Source organism: Marinovum sp., from assembly GCF_034669705.1.
In the GTDB taxonomy this organism is placed as follows: Bacteria; Pseudomonadota; Alphaproteobacteria; order Rhodobacterales; family Rhodobacteraceae; genus Marinovum.
Genome location: NZ_JAXMOR010000025.1, coordinates 30,444 through 47,662, shown reverse-complemented (window position 1 = coordinate 47,662; position 17,219 = coordinate 30,444). Strand labels below are relative to the sequence as shown.

The following is a 17,219-nucleotide window of genomic DNA, read 5'->3' as shown; positions in this document are numbered from 1 at the left end:
GTATTTCCTCCCTGAAAATAATGTTGTTTGGCGTCAGTAGCCGCGGATGTCGGGCCAGCGGGTGTCGACGCCCTGCTGGCGCAGAAGCTCCTGAAAGGCCGCGAGTTTCGGGTCGTCGCCCTGCACCGCATGCGGGTCGGTACCCGCGTTGAGGCAATGCGCCGCCAGAAGCCCCGCCACCTCGCCGATGTTCCACTCCACCGGGTGCAGCCGGTAGCAGCCGTTGGTGATATGGGTGGTGCCGATGTTCTTGCCCGCGGGCAGCAGGTTCGAGCGTTCCTTGGGCAGCATCGCCCCCAGCGGGATCTCGAAGGGGCAGGACGGCACGTCGATATAGTTGTCGCCGCCGGTCGAGGGGTGCAGGTCGATCCGGTACATGCCGGTGCCGACGCTGTCGCGATAGTTCACCGCCCCCGCCTCGCCGCGCACCTCGTAGGAGAGGTCCTGCTCGACGATGGTGGTGACCGCCTTGATGCGCCGCGCCTCGCGGATATAGGGCGCCATGGCGAGCCCGTGCTCGGTGCCGGTGACATCGCCGCGCAGACGCAACCCGGGGAAGCCCTGACCGCCATCCTCGCGCGGCGCCTCGGTCTGCAGCCAGTAGAAGACGGAATAGGACAGCTCTGCGGCGCGGGCGATGCGGGCGTCGTATTCCTCTTTGGTGCAATCGATGATCGGCTGCTCGAAATAGTCGATCATCGGCCAGTTCACGAGGCAGACGTCAGAGGCATAGGCACCGCCCACGAAATTGTCGCGCGCGGCGATCCGCCGGAAGGTCCAGAGGTTGCCGTCGCCCGGGTTGCGGCGCTGGTCGGCATCGACCGCGAGCGGGTTGTCGCCGGGGTTGGGGGTAAAGCTGCGCGTCGCGGTTTCCAGCGTACGCGGGTTGGGCGACTTGAAGCCAATCAGCGGCCCGCCCCAGAACTCGGGTTGCACCTTGCGCCAGTAGTCGTAGTTCGCGGGTTTGTCGATGACGTGGTTGCCGTCGACATGATCGACCGCGAAACAGATCGACACCGCCTGCTGGTTGTCGGGCTGCGCCTCTGACGGCGCGCTGGGCTCGCCGGTCTCGGACTGGCTCTCGAATCCGGTGACATAGTCGGTGTTGGTCAGCGGCAGCAGGTCGCCCAGCTCGGTGGCGTCGATCACATAGGCCGCCTCGATCTGCACCTGTGCGCCCGAATTCACATGCTGCACGGTCACCGCGCGCACCCGGTCGCCGTCCATTTCGGCCGCGACCGGCTCATAGGGTTTCAGCAGCGTCAGCCGGCCCGACCCGATATAGGGCATCAGCCAGGCTTCCATGACGGCCACCGGCACCCGCGGCTCGACACAGAGACGGCTGACCCAGCCGGCGCCGGGGTTGAGATCACCCCAGGCGCGCGCGCCCTCGGTGAGCGGGTAGTGGTCGCGGTAGAACTGGCGCATCGCGGTCCGCAGTTCGCGGTAGCTGCGCGAGCCGCCGAACTGCTCGATCCAGGAATGTTCGTCGGAGGGCACGGCCTGGCTGGTCAGCTGGCCGCCGATCCACTCGTAGGGTTCGGTCATCACCACGCTGCGGCCGGATCTCAGGGCGCCGAGGGCTGCGGCAACACCACCGACGCCGGCGCCGATGATCGCGATATCGGTCTTCAGTTCTTTCACGTCACACTCTTTCGTTAATGGGTCCGAGGGTCTCGCCCTCGATCAGGTCGCAGGACAGAAGCGTCTGCGTCTCGTAGTCGCGCCCCTCGAGCCGGGCGATCAGCGCCGTCGCGGCGCGGCGCGCCATCTCTTCGCGCGGGATGGCATAGGTGGCAAAACGGGTGCCGGTGTCGTCGGGCCGCACGTGGCTGCCCAGAACGACGATCGAGAGGTCCCCGGGCACGCGCAGCCCGGCCGCCGTGACGGCGCGCTTGAAGGGAATGGCATCGGCCAGTTCGATGAAGAAGACGACACTGGCGCCCGAGGCCCGCACCTCTTCGATCAAGCGCTCCGCCGGCAGGCCGACCTCGGGGAGATGCAGCGCCAGGTTGCCGCCCTCCGCCAGCCCGGCGTTGAATCCGGTCCAGCGGTCGGCGATGGATTCCGCCCCGCCGTCCTGACCGACATAGGCAAAGCGACTGTGGCCGAGCCCCCGCGCGCGTTCGACCAGCGCCCGGGTCGCCTCGGCGTAGTCGGCGCCGACATAATCGACCGGACCGCCGGCCTCATCGCGGCGACCGATGGCCATGTAGTCGAAATCGCCCTGCACCAACTGCGCAAGATCGCGGCTGTCGAACTTGCGGCCGAGCAGCAGGCAGCCATCGGCAATCCGCATCCGGTTCGGTTCGCCAAAAATGCGCTTGGCACCGCTCGCGTCGCGCTCGGCCGAGGTCATCAGCAGCAGATCATAGCCCTGCTCCTGCGCCGCCGCCTCGATGCCAAACAGGAACGGCGCAAAGAAATCCGCCTGCGCCCGGGGAAAGGCCGGTTCGTAGGTAAAGACGCCGAGGATGTTGTTGCGACCCTTGGCCATACGACGGGCGATCGGGTCGGCGACATAGCCGGTCTCGTTGATGACCTTCTGGATCCGCTTGCGGGTCTCGTCCGGGATGCGCTTGCGGTCCCGCTCGGCGCCGTTGAGCACGATGGAAACCGAGGCCTGGCTGACGCCGGCGCGCTTGGCGATCTCCTTCTGTGTCAGTCGTCGGCCGGCCATGCGAGGCTCCTGGTTATTCGTATAACTGCTAATACGTATAACCGATGATTCTGACCTGTCAACCTGCAACGCGTCACTGATGTCCTCGAGCAGAATGTCGCGGTCATCCCGAGCCACGAGCGCCGCCCAACGGTCCGTCGCCTGGCCGCCTGTGATCCGCGCTTTCGGCCTCGGCGCCATTGTGCGGTTCGTGATCCTCGGAGCCGGGCTGATGAGATACCGGCGCGATTTCAGCGGACAGTCGCCCGTCCCCGGCAGCCCCTCTCGCGGCCAGCCAAGCCATGGCCAATGCCAAGTGCAGCATGATTATTGCAAAGCGGCAGACCGTCTGGGACCGCGCGCCGAACGCGCGGGCGGATTACAATATGGGCCAAGCAACCCTGCCCGGCACCTTCGCTATCTGAGGGGTCTCATCGCCCGTCCGCCGCCGCTCACGCCTGCGCCGCACTCCAGCAGCAAATCCGCGCCGCCACTGACCCGAGGTGGTCGTCAAGGCTCTGCCCGGTGAGCCGCTTGCGCGGCTTCAGGTCGTGGTCGCCGTCCTCCAACCAGAACATCTCGACCGCGGACGAGAGCGGATAGGCCTCAACCTCCTCGCGGGTTCCGAACTGATCGCGGGTGCCCTGACAGATGAGCGTGGGACAGGTGATTGCCGCGAGATGCGCGCAGCGTGTCTTCTCGGGCTTGTTCGGCGGGTGGAACGGAAATCCGAGGCAGATCAGCCCCTTGATGCGACCTGCATCGAAAAGCTCCTGGGCGGCGAGGCTGGCGACCCGGCCACCCATGCTCTTGCCGCCGATGAACAGCGGACCGTCACGCGACAGCGCATCGATGGCGGCGAGGTACTCAGGTACATAGGTCTCGGCCTTGGCTGGCGGGCGTTTCGCGCCGCCGGTGCGGCGGGCCGCCATGTAGCTGAACTCGAAGCGGGCGACACGAAGCCCCCCGTCGGCCAGAGCCTCGGCGACCTTGGTCATCCACGGCGTATCCATCGCGGCGCCGGCACCATGGGCCAGTAGCACGGTCATGCGACCACGGGCGTCGCCGTTCATCAGGAATTTCATGGCGTGCTCCGGAGAAGACAAAGGCGCCCGTCGGGCGCTCTGCATGTTGAGCCATACTGATCGTCGCGGGAGACCTGCCCCGGATCACACACCCTGTAGAACCATACCAAGTTTTTCTCAAAGCAAATATTCGCGATAAATAAAAACACGCGATATCAGCGCCCTACAGAATCTTCAAGTTCTGAAAACCCTGTGCTTTTCCCGTAACAAAGCTAAGTTCTTCCCGGCTCGCCCACTATTAATGTACCAACCCGGCGCGGTTCACAGCAGACTGCAAATCGTAGCTTATGTCAGTGTCCGAATTTCGGGGAGTAGCTCACTCGTTGTCCTGCATCCGCAGAAACTGAATGATGCCGGAGAAATCGATGTCTCCATGCCCTGCCTTGTCGAAGGCGTCATAGAGTTGGACCGCGTCTGCACCCAAGACGGTCTGCGCCCCTCGCGATTGGGCGGCGTCCTGCGCAAGTCGCAGGTCTTTCAGCATCAGCGAGGCGGCGAAACCGGGCCTGTAAGCGGCATTTGCAGGGGATGTGGGCACTGGTCCGGGAACCGGGCAATAGGTGTTGACCGACCAGCATTGGCCTGACGAGGTAGAGATCACATCGAACAACGCCTGGTGATCCAAGCCGAGCTTTTCGCCAAGGACAAAGGCCTCGGCCGCGCCGACCATCGAAATGCCCAGCAGCATGTTGTTGCAGACCTTGGCGGCTTGCCCAGCGCCCGGACCGCCACAGGGCACAATGCGCCCCGCCATCGGAGCGAGAAGGGCCTGCGCAACATCTTGTGCCTCTGGCGCACCGCCCACCATGAATGTCAGCGTTCCCGCTTCGGCTCCGCCGGTTCCGCCCGAAACCGGAGCATCCAGGGTCAGACAGCCCTTGTCAGTCAGCAGGCCGTGGGCCGCCGTTGCGCTGTCGACATCAATGGTCGAGCAGTCGATGACGACGGTTCCGGTCGGGACAAGGTCCGCGATCTCGGTCCAGACCTTTTTGACAAGCGCTCCGTTCGGCAACATGGTGATGACAGCCTCTACGCCTTTGATCGCCTCTGAAACCGCATCACATACCGCCACACCGCGCGCAGCAGCATCTGCGCGGGCTGGCGCGGCGAGGTCGAAGCCGTAGACCTCGTGTCCGGCTTTCACCAGATTGCCCGCCATTGGCGCGCCCATGTTGCCAAGGCCGATGAAGGCGATTTTGCGGGTCATCTTGCTTCCTCTTCAAGCTTGTTTGTGGCGAAAACACGAGCTTTGCCATCGCCAAAGCCGGCGAGATCAGGCACTGCCGTTTTCGCGAGTGTGTCGGGTTGCCATTTGGGATTGCAGTCCTTGTCAATCACCGCCGCGCGCACGCCTTCACGGAAATCCGGCTGGCAAAACAGGTGACTGACAGCAGCAAATTCCCGGTTTAGGCACTGTTCGAGAGTCTGGCTGTGACGGGCTTCACGCAACAGCATCAGAGTCATTTTCAGGGCCGTCGGCGATTTTGCAGACAAGGTCTCGCGGTTCGCCGTTGCAAACACGGTGCCTTGGCGATCCAGCGCGTCAAGGATGTCCTCAACGGTTGGCGCGGCAAAGGCGTCATCGATCGCGGCCCGCTGTCCGGCCAGGGTCGATGCGGGGGCCGGTTCACTCAGACCCGCTATTGCGTCTGCGAGCGCTGCCTTGTCCGCCTCCGGGGGAATAGCGGCAAGAGCGGTGACAAGCTGCTCCAGCCTGTCGGCTGGCATATAGCAATCCGCCAGCCCCGCATGGATTGCGTCTCCGGCACCGAGCAAGGAACCGGTCAGGCCGATGTATGTTCCCAATTCGCCCGGCGCGTTCTGGCCCAGCAACCATGACCCTCCGACATCCGGAACAAGCCCGATGCCTGTCTCTGGCATGGCCAGTCGCGTTCGCTCTGTCACGATACGAAAACGCCCGTGCGCCGATACGCCGACCCCGCCGCCCATGGTGATACCGTCCATGAAGGCGATGTAGGGCTTGGGGAAACGGGCGATGCGTGCATTCAGCCGATATTCCTCGGCCCAGAAGTTGAGAGCTGCGTCATGGTCATCACTGGCAGCTTTGTAGAGCGCGATGATATCGCCTCCGGCACAGAGCCCACGCGCGCCCTCACCGGTGATCAGCACGCTGGTTATGCTTGGATCGGTTTCGAACCTCGTCAATCCCGTGTCCAGTGTGCGGATCATGGCCAGCGTCACGCTGTTCAGCGCCTTGGGCCGGTTCAGGTGCAGACGTCCGAGGCTGCCCTGTCGAGAAATAAGAACCTGTTGATCAGTCATCGAACTCAACCTTGCGCAATGACCGACCGGGACACGATCAGGCGCATGATCTCATTTGTCCCTTCGAGGATCTGATGCACCCGCAGATCGCGCACGGTCTTTTCGATCCCGTATTCCGTCAGATAGCCGTAGCCGCCGTGCAGTTGCAGAGCGTCATTGGCGACGTCGAAACAGGCGTCAGTCACAAATTGCTTGGCCATGGCGCAAAGCGTCGTGGCGTCGGCGGCACCGGCATCGAGGCTGGCGGCAGCGCGCCAGAGAATGGTGCGCGACACTTCGAGGCGTGTGGCCATCTCTGCCAGACGGAGTTGCAGCGTCGGTTGCTCGATCAGCGGCTTGCCGAAAGCCTTGCGGTCGCGCAGATAGGTCAGGGTGGCGTCGGTTGCAGCCTGCGCGCCGCCCAGGGAACAGGCGGCGATATTGACGCGCCCACCGTTGAGCCCCGAAAGCGCGATCTTGAAACCGCTCCCTTCGGTGCCCAGCATGTTTGCCGCGGGAACCCGGACCTTGTCGAGCGCAACCGACCGCGTCGGCTGGGCATTCCAGCCCATCTTGTGCTCATTGGCGCCAAAGCTCAGCCCCGGCATGTCCTTCTCGACGAGGAAAGCGGAAATGCCACCCGGCCCCGCCTCGCCGGTGCGGGCCATGACCAGATAGACTTCGGAGGTGCCCGCGCCGGAAATGAACTGTTTCCGTCCGGTCAGGATGTAATCGTCACCGTCGCGCACCGCGCGCGTTGCAAGCGCCGCGGCGTCCGATCCGGCACCGGGTTCGGTCAGGCAGTAGCTGGCGAGCGTTTCCATGCTTGCCAGTCGCGGGCACCACTGCGCGCGCAGCGTCTCGGAGCCGTAGCGGTCGATCATCCAGCAACACATGTTGTGGATAGAGACATAGGCCGCGATCGTCGGGCAGCCGGTCGCCAACGCCTCGAAGATCAGCGCGGAATCGACGCGCCCCAATCCGGTGCCTCCGACATCCTCGCGGGTATAGATCGCACCGAAGCCCAGTGCCCCGGCCTGCGCTAGAACGTCGGTCGGGAAGTGCTTGGTTTCGTCCCATTCGACGGCGTGCGGGGCCAGTTCCTTTGCCGCGAAATCGGCGGCCATGTCGCGGATGGCCAGTTGGTCTTCGGAAGGAGTGAGCTCAATCATTGCCTTGCCTGCTTATGTTTTGTTCGGCCGGCACGGGTGGATGCCGTGCCGGAGTGGTGTCGTGAACATCCTGCGCACCGACCGGGGAGCAGATCGGTGCGCAGGAGCTTCCGAGCCCGGGGGGTGGCGGTCAGCCTGCAGGGAGATAGGGAATGCCACCACCCAGGTCGGTGTCGTCGATCACGTACAACCTGCTTTCGCTGCCCGCTTGGCGTGCTTCGGCAAAGGGCGCGTAGTCGGGATCGCTTGCGAAGCCATCGAGCGACGCGCGGTCGGGAAATTCGACCAAGGCCACGATTGTGGCATCGAGGGGGGTGCCTTCGACGGTGTCGATCTTGCCACTGCGCGACAGGTATTTTCCACCATGTTTCGCGGCGATGTCGTGAACTTTGGCGGCATAGTCAGGGATCCATGCGGGGTCGGTGACCTTGACCTCACCAATAAGGTAAACAGTCATTGGGTTCTCCAGTTCTTCAGGTATGGGGGGGGGCCGAGGACAGCGGGCCGCCTTCGACTGGTTCTCTGGGTCTCAGGCGGCTTTCGCCATCCGCAGAGCCGAATAGGCCGCGCTTTCGAAGTTGAGGTAGCCGGTGAAGGAAGGCACATCGCCAAACGGCAGGATCTGCGTCGCCCAGAAGCCGCCGATCCCGTTCTGGCGGTCGATCCAGTAGAACAGGTTCGCGAGCCCGGCCCAGCCCAGCGCACCGGCGGGCCGGCCGGTGGGCGCCTCTTCGTCGTTGATCATGAAACCCAGTGACCAGGATTTCGACAGCCCCGGAAACAACTCGGCGTCATGGGTCAGTGCGGGCACCTGACCGGGCAAGCCGACGACCTTGAGATCGCCAAGGTGGTTCTGTTCGGCCATGGCGATTGTTTCCGGCTTCAGCACCCGGCCGTGATCGCCCTGACCGTCGTTCAGCCACATGCGGATAAACTTCATGTAGTCGCCGACCGTACCATAAAGACCGTGCCCGCCCATGTGGACCTCGGGCGTATCGGGAAGTTCGAAGCCCATCGGCGTCAGCGATCCGTCCTCGCCGCGTGCATGCACCTGTGCCATGCGGGCCCGCATGGCATCGGTCAGCTCGAAGGTCATGTCTTCGATGCCAAGGGGGTCGAAGATCCGTGATTGCATGACTTCGCCCAGGCGCTTGCCGGTGATGCCCTCGATCACCTGCCCTGCCCAGTCGATGCCGGAGCCGTATTCCCACCGTTCGCCGGGATCGAAGGCCAGCGGAGACATCAGCGCCGCCTTTGTGCCGGTGATGACGCTGGGCTGCCCCTTCTCAGTTGCAAGTCGAAGATAGTCTTCGTTGAAGAACTCATAGCACAGGCCGGACCGGTGCAGCAGCAGATCGCGCGTGGTGACCGTGCGTTTGGGCGCCCGGAGAATCGGATCTCCGGCATCGTCGAACCCGGTCATGACCTGGAGTTTGCCGATGTCTGGCGCGTAGCGGCTTGCCGGCGCATCAAGGTCGAGCGTGCCGTCCTCAACCAGTTGCAGCGCCGCCGTGCTGGTGATCGCCTTTGAGGTCGAGAACAGCGCCGTGACGGTGTCGAGCGCCATGGGGTCCGGCTTGCCGGTTTCGCGCAGGCCCGCGGCGCCCTCAAAGATATTTCCGCCGCGGTCGGTGAGCATTGCCACCACGCCGGGCACGCCGGGTTCGGTCGAGACGGTATTGTTCAGAATGGCATTGCCATCGAATTGCAGTGCCATCGGATTTCCTCCCAATGATTGTTTAGGATTGCCTGCCACGGCTCCTCTTCCGGGCAGGCGGGGGCTGGGGTCAGGCGAGCGCGGATTCTTCAAGCTTGCTCATCCGGAAGAGCGAATACCCCTCCTGCACGACCTCTTCGCACTTCTGGCGATACGTGCCGACGCCACCGGCATAGGACAGCAACCGCTTGGGCTTGCCCTCGATATTGCCGCCGTTGTACCAACTGTCGGTCTTTGACAGCAGGGTTGCATTGGCGACCTCGTCATGGTGGCGCACCCAGGTGTCTTCGCCGTCAAGCGTCGGCTCGATAGCGTCGTGCCCGTTCTTGACCAGTTCCGCGATACACTCGGTAATCCATTCCGTCTGCTGCTGCAGACAGGTGGTCATGTTGCACAGCGCCGCCGACGGAGCGAGCGGTGCGCCGGTCATGAAGAGGTTGGGAAAACCGTATTTCTGCATGCCCAGCGTGGTGCGGATTTCCTTTGACCATTCCTCGCCCAGTTTCATGCCGTCGCGCCCGGTGATGTCGATCCGTGACAGCGCCCCCGAACCGGCGTCGAAACCGACTGCCATGACGATCACGTCAACTTCATGGACGGTGCCATCCGCCAGCTTGACGCCTTCGGGCACGATCTCGGTGATCGGGTTGTTGCGCACGCCCACGGCCTCGACATTGTCGCGCAGGTAAGCCTCAAGGTAATTGCTTTCCAACGGAACCCGATGTGTGCCGAAGCCATAGTCACCCTCTTGCGGCACAAGAACATCGATCAGCTTGCGGTCTTTCAGCCGGGCTTCCATCTTGGCGCGGACAAAGGACGAGACCTCGGCGTTGACGTCCTCGTCGAAGAACATCTCGGCGAAGACCCCCAGCCAGAGCTTGAGCGAGCCATGCTGGTATGCGTCCTCAAGGGCGGCGGTGCGCTCTTCGGGCGACAGGTCCGCCCAAACGTGGCTGAAGTCATAATCGAAGCCGCAGAAGGTGTGCGGTGCGTTGCCGGCGACGGCGTCGAAACGCGCCTTGTAGGCATTGGCCTCTTTCGGGCCGAGCTTCGGGTTCGTCATCGGCAGCACATATTGCGGCGTGCGCACGAAGACTTTCAACTGGTCGACCTGCGAGGCGATGGTCTGGATCACCTGGATGCCGGTGGCGCCGGTGCCGATCACGCCGACCCGCTTGCCGGTATAGTCCATACCCTCCTTGGGATAGCGCGCCGTGTGGAAGATCGGCCCCTTGAACGACGACTGCCCCGGAAAGCGATCCTCCAGCGGAGCCGAAAGCATGCCGGTGCAGGACACGAAGAATCGGGTGTCGATCACGTCACCTTTCGAAGTTTCCACTGTCCAACGGCAGGTGGATTCGTTGTAGGTGGCCTTGGTGACGGCGGTGTCGAAGGTAATGTCCTTGCGCAGATCCAGGCGGTCGGTCACGTAGTGCAGCCAGCGCTCGATCTCGGGCTGAGAGGGGAAACGCTCGCTCCAGGTCCAGTCCTTGTAGAGCTTTTCGTCAAAAAGATACTGGTAGATGAACCCTTCGCTGTCGAACTTCGCGCCGGGATACCGGTTCCAGTACCAAGTGCCCCCGACGTCGCTGGCGGCATCGCAGGCCTCAACGTTCAGCCCCAATTCGCGAAGCTGGTGCAATTGATAAAGCCCGGCGACACCTGCGCCGACCACCAGGGCGTCAAGACGTTTGGTCACGGCTTTAGAACCCGGCTGCCCGCCGGAACTGTTCAAGTCTAACATGAGATCCTCCACTGTTTCCGGCCATCTCCTCATGGCCGCGGAAGCGTCACCGTTGCCTGGCAGGCCAGTCACGACACGCTGTCCAAGGAGGCTAACAAGCGCGCTCAGGAGGGTATTGAACGATTGGGGGCGTATCTTTTGAACATTTGGGACAGCTGGCGCAGCCCCTTCAATGGCGGGCGCGATACTGCCCGGGCGTCACGCCTTCGGCCTTGCGAAACGCGCGTGTCATATGCGCCTGGTCCGAGAAGCCGCAGTCTGCAGCGATCTGTTTCAGCGGTTCGCAATTCGTTCTGAGCATCTCGCGGGCCCGCGCCAATCGCTTGTGCTGGACATATCCGTAGGCCGATTGTCCCAAGGACTTCTTGAGACGACGGTTGAGCGTCCAGGTGCCCAATCCGAAAAGCTGTGCCATCTGCTCCAGCGTGATCGTCTCATGCATATGGGCCTCGATGAACTCTTCGAGGCAGGCGAGTTCGCGCGGTGACAGGCTGCTCTCGCAAGGCCGCATCGGCTTGCGGATTGCAGCATACCTGCGCAGAAGATGCACGGCGAGTTGGACAGACAGGGCTTCTGCGTAGAGCGATCCGCCCGGTCCCCGGCGCGCGGCTTCGACGGTCAACCGATCGATGATGTGGCCGACGACAGGATCGACACCCTGAAGGACATCGTGCAGAACGACCTGGCCGACATCCCCCTCATGGGTATCCCGCGCCACGCGCTTCAGCAGTGTATCGTCGAGATAGACATGCGACACCTCGATATCGTCGGACCAGCTCCACTGCGTGTCGACCTCTCGCGACAGGAGCGAGAAGTGCCCCGGCGCGCATCGGGTCCGCGTCCACTTTCCATCGAATTGCCTGTCCATCGGCGTGATGCCGTTGCGGTACTGCACGATCATGAAGGTGTTCATCGGCGGAAGGTCAACGTCCTGCCCTTGATAGGCATAGGTGCATTGGGAGATGCCATTCCACTCGAGGCCCTCGCTCGACGAGACAACCTTACCCGGAACCCACAGCGGCAAATCTTTCGGCGATATCAGTCCCGAACCTGCAGTTTCAGGTCTTGGCATTCTCCGGCTCCTCCCTCCGGTTCAATCGGCGATCGCGCGTGCCGGGCCTCCCAACCCGCAGACGCGATGCGCCCCCGCCGATCTGGCCGACGGTCCCACAACATTCACGATTTTTGCAGATCTCTCACCACGCTTGTTTTCACACCCTTATGCACTCAGCATTTCTGCCGCGTTCTTCAGAGCCTTGTCGATCTCATCAAGCGCCGAGGGATCCTCGATCGTGGCCGGCATTTTCCAGTCTGCGCCATCGGCAATCTCGCGGATCGTCTTGCGCAGGATCTTTCCCGATCGTGTCTTGGGCAGACGCTTGACTGTCAGTGCGTGCTTGAAGGACGCAACCGGCCCGACCTGCTTGCGTACCAGCGCAATGACTTCCCGCTCCAGCCGGGCCGGATCCGGGTCGGTGCCGGATTTCAGAACGAGAAGCCCGACCGGCATCTGGCCCTTGAGCGGGTCTGCCACCCCGACCACGGCACATTCGGCGATGTCGGGATGCGTCGCAACGATCTCTTCCATCAGCCCGGTCGAGAGCCGATGACCGGCCACGTTGATCACGTCGTCAGTTCGATTGAGAATGAAGACATAGCCATCCTCGTCGATATAACCGTTGTCGCCAGAGGCATAGTGGCCCGGATGCTGCGTGAAATAGCTGTCAACATACCGCTGATCAGCGTTCCACAGGGTCAACAGCGCGCCCGGAGCCATCGGCTCTTTTATCACGATGTCCCCGGTCTTGCCGCGCGGCAGTTCACTCCCGGTCTCGTCAACGCAGCGCACCTGCCAGCCCGGCATCGGCACTGCGGTCGAGCCGGGCTTGATCGGCAGTTCCTCGATCCCGATCGGGTTGCCGGCGATCGGCCAGCCGGTTTCGGTCTGCCACCAGTGGTCGATGACCGGCACCTGCAAATGTGTCGACGCCCATTTCAGGGTTTCGGGGTCGGTGCGCTCTCCGGCAAGAAACAGGGCGCGCAGGTTCGAAAGGTCATGGTCCTTCAGCAAGAGCCCGTGTGGGTCTTCACGCCGTATGGCGCGAATGGCGGTTGGCGCGGTGAACAGGGTTCTGACATTGTGCTGTGCGATCACGCGCCAGAAAGCACCGGCATCCGGCGTTCCCACCGGCTTGCCCTCATACAGAACCGCCGTCGCCCCGTGCAACATGGGGCCGTAGGTGATGTAGGAATGCCCGACCTGCCAGCCGATATCGGACGCCGCCCAAAACACCTCTCCCGGTTTGACACCGTAGAGGTTTTCCATCGTCCATTTCAGCACCACCGCATGGCCGGCATTGTCGCGAACCACGCCTTTGGGCTGCCCGGTCGTCCCGGAAGTGTAGAGGATATAAAGCGGATGCGAGGCCTCTACCGGCACCGCCTCGACCGGCGCACCCATGGCGTCGGACCAGGTCATGTCTCGGCCGTCAGACAGCGCCGCCGTCATCTCGGGACGTTGCAGGATGATGCAGCGTTCGGGCTTGTGCGCCGAGAGCGTGATCGCTTCGTCCAGCAGCGGCTTGTAAGCGATGCGCTTTTGCCCCTCGATCCCGCAGGAGGCCGAGACAACCACCTTGGCACCGGCATCCTCGATCCGTTTGGCCAGTTCCTGCGCCGCAAAACCGCCGAACACCACCGAGTGAATGGCGCCGATCCGCGCGCAGGCCAACATCGCGATGACCGCTTCGGGCACGGCGGGCATGTAGATCACCACCCGGTCCCCCATTTCAACGCCCATGTCGCGCAAACCGCCGGCAAAGCGGGCGGTCTGGTCCAGCATCTCGTTATAGCTCAGATGGCGGATGGTGCCGGTCACCGGGCTGTCGTGGATCAACGCCGTTTGCGCGCCACGCCCCGACGCAACGTGCCGGTCGAGCGCGTTGAAGCAGGTGTTCAGACGGGCGCCTGCGAACCAGCGCGGGAAGTTGGGCCGAGAAAGATCAACCACCTTGTCCCAAGGTCTGTCCCACGAAATGCCGTCGGCGGCCTCTGCCCAGAACCCCTCGGGATCATCAATGGATCTCTGGTAGATGTCGGCATAACTCATTTCAATCTCCTCCCTAAGGTCGCGCACCAACTTGCTTGATACGAAACTGGCATCGCGCGGCGTCTCCCAACCGCGCGATACCATATGTGTCACGCCGCGGTTCGGGCCACGTTGAGAACCTGCATCTGGGTGTATTCCGTCAGCCCCTCGACGGATTGTTCGACGCCCAGACCGGACCCCTTGAAACCCGCCATTGGGATATGCGGCCCGATGTTGAGATGCTGGTTGACCCAGACTGACCCGGACTCGATCTGACCGGCGATTTCCATGCCCTTGGCCACATCCGAGGTGTGGACCGATCCGCCAAGACCGTATTCTGACTTGTTGAGTCTGGCGATGACATCCTCGACATCCTCGAAAGAGATGACCGGCAGGATCGGGCCGAACTGTTCCTCGTCCACGATCCGGTTGCCATCCTTGACGTCCCGCACGATGGTCGGTGGGACGAAATACCCGGTGCCTTCGGGCACATCGCCACCGGCAATGACCGTGCCGTCCGATTTCGCAGACTCCAGGAAGCCGCGAATTTTATCAAGCTGTGCCTTGTTCTGGATCGGGCCGATGGTCGTGCCTTGCTGCAACCCATCCCCCATCACCGCCTGATCGGCAAGTCCCTTCAGCTCATCGCAGAAGGCGTCATAGATATCCGCGTGGACATAGGCCCTCTTGACCGCAAGGCAGACCTGACCCGCGTTCAGGAACGCGCCCCCGTAAATCCGCGCTGCCGCTTGCTTGACATCGACATCCGGCAGAACGATGGCCGGATCGTTGCCGCCCATTTCCAGCGTCAGCCGCTTCATGCTGTCCGCGGCCGAAGACATGATGCGCTTGCCGGTTTCGGACGAGCCGGTGAAGCAGATTTTCGAGATGCCCGGATGCCGCGTCATCACAGGGCCAAGGTCATTTGCATCGGTGATGACGTTCACCAGCCCGGCCGGGAAAATATCGGCGCAGAGCTCGGCGAGCTTCAATGCGGCAATCGGCGTGGTCGGAGCAGGCTTCAGGACAATCGCGTTGCCCGCCATGAGCGCCGGTCCGATTTTCCAGCCGCACAGAAGCAGGGGAAAGTTCCAGGCGATGATGCCCCCGACAACCCCCAGCGGCTTGTGGCGCGTTTCGATCAGGAAATCTCCGTCGTCCTGAATGGTCCGGTCCGGCAGGGTCAGCGTCGCGGTATGGGACAGGTACCCTACGACCCATTGCACTTCGCCGATGGCTTCAGGCAGGGGCTTGCCCTGTTCCTGGGTGATCAGGCGCGCAAATTCCGCCTCGCGCTCGGAAATGGCGGCGGCCAGCGCCTCGACCTTGGCGCGACGCTCCGCCATTGAGGTCTTTTCCCAGGCTTTCTGCGCAAGGGTCGCGGCCTCTACGGCCGCGTCAAGCTGCACGGTGGTGCAATGCGGGACGCGGGCAAATACGGCTTCGGTGGCCGGGTTGATTACGTCAATCCAGTTCTCGGCTGTGACCAACTCTCCGTTGATCAGCATGGGTATGTCCATGGTAGTTTCCTCCCTCGGTGTCACGTCGATCGCCCCTGCGGATCAGGGATGCGTACCGGCGCGCTGCAAAGAGTTTCGGAAGCCTGCCCCCTACAGTAAATGGCCCTCCAGTCGTGCAACCGGGCAATGTGTTCCAGATCGGAACACTTGGCTTATCTTTCGATGCCCAACTGCTTCATCTGTCGATAGAGGGTCGTCCGGCCTATCCCGAGCTGCCGTGCCGCGCGCGATACATTCCAGCCGGATCGGGTCAGGGCGCGCACGATGGCCGACCGGTTGACCGCATCCATATTGCGGGCCTTTGGGCCCTGCCCTAGCAGGTCAGACGCCGGGATGGCCTCGAAGGGATTGTTCAGCCCAAGGCCATAGGTCAGCCGCGCGGCGCGATTCGCTCCTATGACCAGATCGTCACTGTCTATGGCCAGAATCGACGGCGGCTCGTCCGGATTGCTGTCCGGTACGAGGAAACGCGCCTTTGGATGCAGAGCTCGGAAGAAGCGCTCCTCGATCCTGCGGGCGGTCTGGGTCAGCACATGGGCCAACAGCCGGTTTCCGGCTTTCGTGTGGTCCACACGTCCGGTCGAGAGGTCCAATGCAGCGACGATCTCGCCCTGCGCCCCAAAGACCGGCGCGCCGATGCAGGTGAAGGCCGTGTTGCGCTCTAGGAAATGCTCTTCGCGGTGGATGACCACCGGGCGCTTTTCGGCAAGGCAGGTGCCCATGCCGTTGGTGCCGTCCGCAGCTTCGCTGCATACCGCCCCGACGTCGAGTCCGAGCCCTTGCTGGAATGTCGTTTCATCGGCCTCCACCATTCGGTGATCGAGCACCACGCCCTCGGCATCGGTCAGGAACAGGCCGCATCCGGGTTGGCCAACGAGCTGAAACAACCGGGTCAACTCTGACGAGGCGACGTCAAGCAACGCGCCGGACGCCTCACGCCGCGCCTTGATCTCCGATTGGGCCACCCTGTGCATTCTCGTGGTGGCAGCCGGATCGAGCCCGTGGGTCAGCAGGGATCGTGCCCATGACGCCGACACGGCAGATCGCGCCGCGGCGTTCGGAGAGGCGGCAACTGACACGATCAAGTCTGAATGTCTGGACATGGTCGGGGTTCCTTCCATCGTATTTGGCGATGCTCACGGCAGTATTGGTGAGAAAAACCGCTTCGACAATACGACCAAATGAGTGCAGCATCTGTTGTGTTGGAAACGCTTTCGCCAACCGCGAAGTGCTTTCCCCTTCATGGAAAAAGGTGCAGTTGCCGACACGCGCCACACATCGGCGCGACGAACAGTGGCTTGTCACAAGACACGTATCGGCTGTCAGTCCCGGGCCAGCAGGACGGTCGGGCGGCCGGGCTCGTCGCCGTTCAACAGGAAATCCATGGCGGGCTCCAGATATGCAACGGCGCGCGATGGGTGCCATAACGCAATCTCTGCGGCCGAATTGAGCCGAGGGCCAGACATTGCCAAATATTGACAGAAGACGCCGAGCCCACACCGTATATAGAGCCCGGGAAAAACTTAGCCTCCCACGGGAAGAACTCAGGTATGTACTACACCCTCAGTGCGTCCAAGGCCCCCGCCGGTTTACCGCGAAGTTCTCGGCATAGCCGCGCGGGCGGATGTTCAGGCGGCGTGACTTGGGATCGACCACGGTGGTCTCCAGCCCGTGATCGCGGGCATACTCCAGCGCCGCTTCCTTGCTGTCGAACTTGAGCCGCACCTGGCTCTGGGTGTCCTCAGAGGAGGTCCAGCCCATCAGGGGATCCACTTCGCGCCGAGAGGCGGGCGCGAACTCGAGCACCCATTGACGGGTCTTGCCGATGCCCGATTGCATCGCGTTCCGGGCCGGTTGATAGATTCTTGCGCGCATCGACGTCTCTCCGGGTGTTTGGCCGGTTATCGGCAATTTCGCTTGCCGTTTCAAGCGTCGTCAGACACGCCTCCGGGTCCGTGACCTGCCGCGCAGC

General features: G+C 62.8%; 14 protein-coding genes. All 14 read right to left on the bottom strand.

The window, feature by feature from the left end; genetic code table 11:
• Positions 1–33: 33 nt before the first annotated feature.
• Positions 34–1,644 (bottom strand): FAD-dependent oxidoreductase, encoded by a 1,611-nt coding sequence (locus VOI27_RS16440; protein ID WP_323766488.1) that lies wholly within the window; start codon positions 1,642–1,644, stop codon positions 34–36.
• A gap of 1 nt (position 1,645) precedes the next feature.
• Complete coding sequence (locus VOI27_RS16435) at positions 1,646–2,680, bottom strand: LacI family DNA-binding transcriptional regulator (protein ID WP_323766487.1); 1,035 nt, start codon at positions 2,678–2,680, stop codon at positions 1,646–1,648.
• A gap of 431 nt (positions 2,681–3,111) precedes the next feature.
• Complete coding sequence (locus tag VOI27_RS16430; RefSeq protein WP_323766486.1) at positions 3,112–3,744, bottom strand: alpha/beta fold hydrolase; 633 nt, start codon at positions 3,742–3,744, stop codon at positions 3,112–3,114.
• Positions 3,745–4,060: 316 nt separating this feature from the next.
• Positions 4,061–4,951 carry a 3-hydroxyisobutyrate dehydrogenase gene (gene mmsB, locus VOI27_RS16425; protein WP_323766484.1) on the bottom strand — a complete coding sequence of 297 codons (891 nt, stop codon included), beginning with the start codon at positions 4,949–4,951 and terminating at the stop codon, positions 4,061–4,063.
• Complete coding sequence (locus tag VOI27_RS16420) at positions 4,948–6,027, bottom strand: enoyl-CoA hydratase/isomerase family protein (RefSeq protein WP_323766481.1); 1,080 nt, start codon at positions 6,025–6,027, stop codon at positions 4,948–4,950. The genes mmsB and VOI27_RS16420 overlap by 4 nt, the downstream gene beginning before the upstream one ends.
• Positions 6,028–6,032: 5 nt before the next feature.
• On the bottom strand, positions 6,033–7,178 hold the full coding sequence (locus VOI27_RS16415) for an acyl-CoA dehydrogenase family protein (RefSeq protein ID WP_323766480.1): 1,146 nt from the start codon (positions 7,176–7,178) through the stop codon (positions 6,033–6,035).
• A gap of 130 nt (positions 7,179–7,308) precedes the next feature.
• Positions 7,309–7,635, bottom strand: a complete 327-nt coding sequence (locus tag VOI27_RS16410; protein WP_323766479.1) for a DUF1330 domain-containing protein — start codon at positions 7,633–7,635, stop codon at positions 7,309–7,311.
• Positions 7,636–7,707: 72 nt separating this feature from the next.
• Complete coding sequence (locus tag VOI27_RS16405; RefSeq protein ID WP_323766477.1) at positions 7,708–8,895, bottom strand: serine hydrolase domain-containing protein; 1,188 nt, start codon at positions 8,893–8,895, stop codon at positions 7,708–7,710.
• 70 nt (positions 8,896–8,965) lie between these two features.
• Positions 8,966–10,594, bottom strand: coding sequence for an NAD(P)/FAD-dependent oxidoreductase (locus VOI27_RS16400; protein WP_323766475.1), 1,629 nt, complete (start codon positions 10,592–10,594; stop codon positions 8,966–8,968).
• Positions 10,595–10,808: 214 nt separating this feature from the next.
• Positions 10,809–11,711 carry an AraC family transcriptional regulator gene (locus VOI27_RS16395; RefSeq protein ID WP_323766473.1) on the bottom strand — a complete coding sequence of 301 codons (903 nt, stop codon included), beginning with the start codon at positions 11,709–11,711 and terminating at the stop codon, positions 10,809–10,811.
• 147 nt (positions 11,712–11,858) lie between these two features.
• Positions 11,859–13,748: a propionyl-CoA synthetase gene (locus VOI27_RS16390; RefSeq protein WP_323766471.1), complete on the bottom strand. Its 1,890-nt coding sequence runs from the start codon at positions 13,746–13,748 to the stop codon at positions 11,859–11,861.
• Positions 13,749–13,837: 89 nt separating this feature from the next.
• Positions 13,838–15,247, bottom strand: a complete 1,410-nt coding sequence (locus tag VOI27_RS16385) for an aldehyde dehydrogenase family protein (RefSeq protein WP_323766465.1) — start codon at positions 15,245–15,247, stop codon at positions 13,838–13,840.
• 152 nt (positions 15,248–15,399) lie between these two features.
• On the bottom strand, positions 15,400–16,350 hold the full coding sequence (locus VOI27_RS16380; RefSeq protein ID WP_323766463.1) for a helix-turn-helix domain-containing protein: 951 nt from the start codon (positions 16,348–16,350) through the stop codon (positions 15,400–15,402).
• Between the two features lie 460 nt (positions 16,351–16,810).
• The gene (locus VOI27_RS16375; protein ID WP_323766461.1) at positions 16,811–17,122 is read right to left on the bottom strand and encodes an ETC complex I subunit; all 312 of its coding nucleotides are present in this window, start codon (positions 17,120–17,122) and stop codon (positions 16,811–16,813) included.
• Between the last annotated feature and the right edge of the window lie 97 nt (positions 17,123–17,219).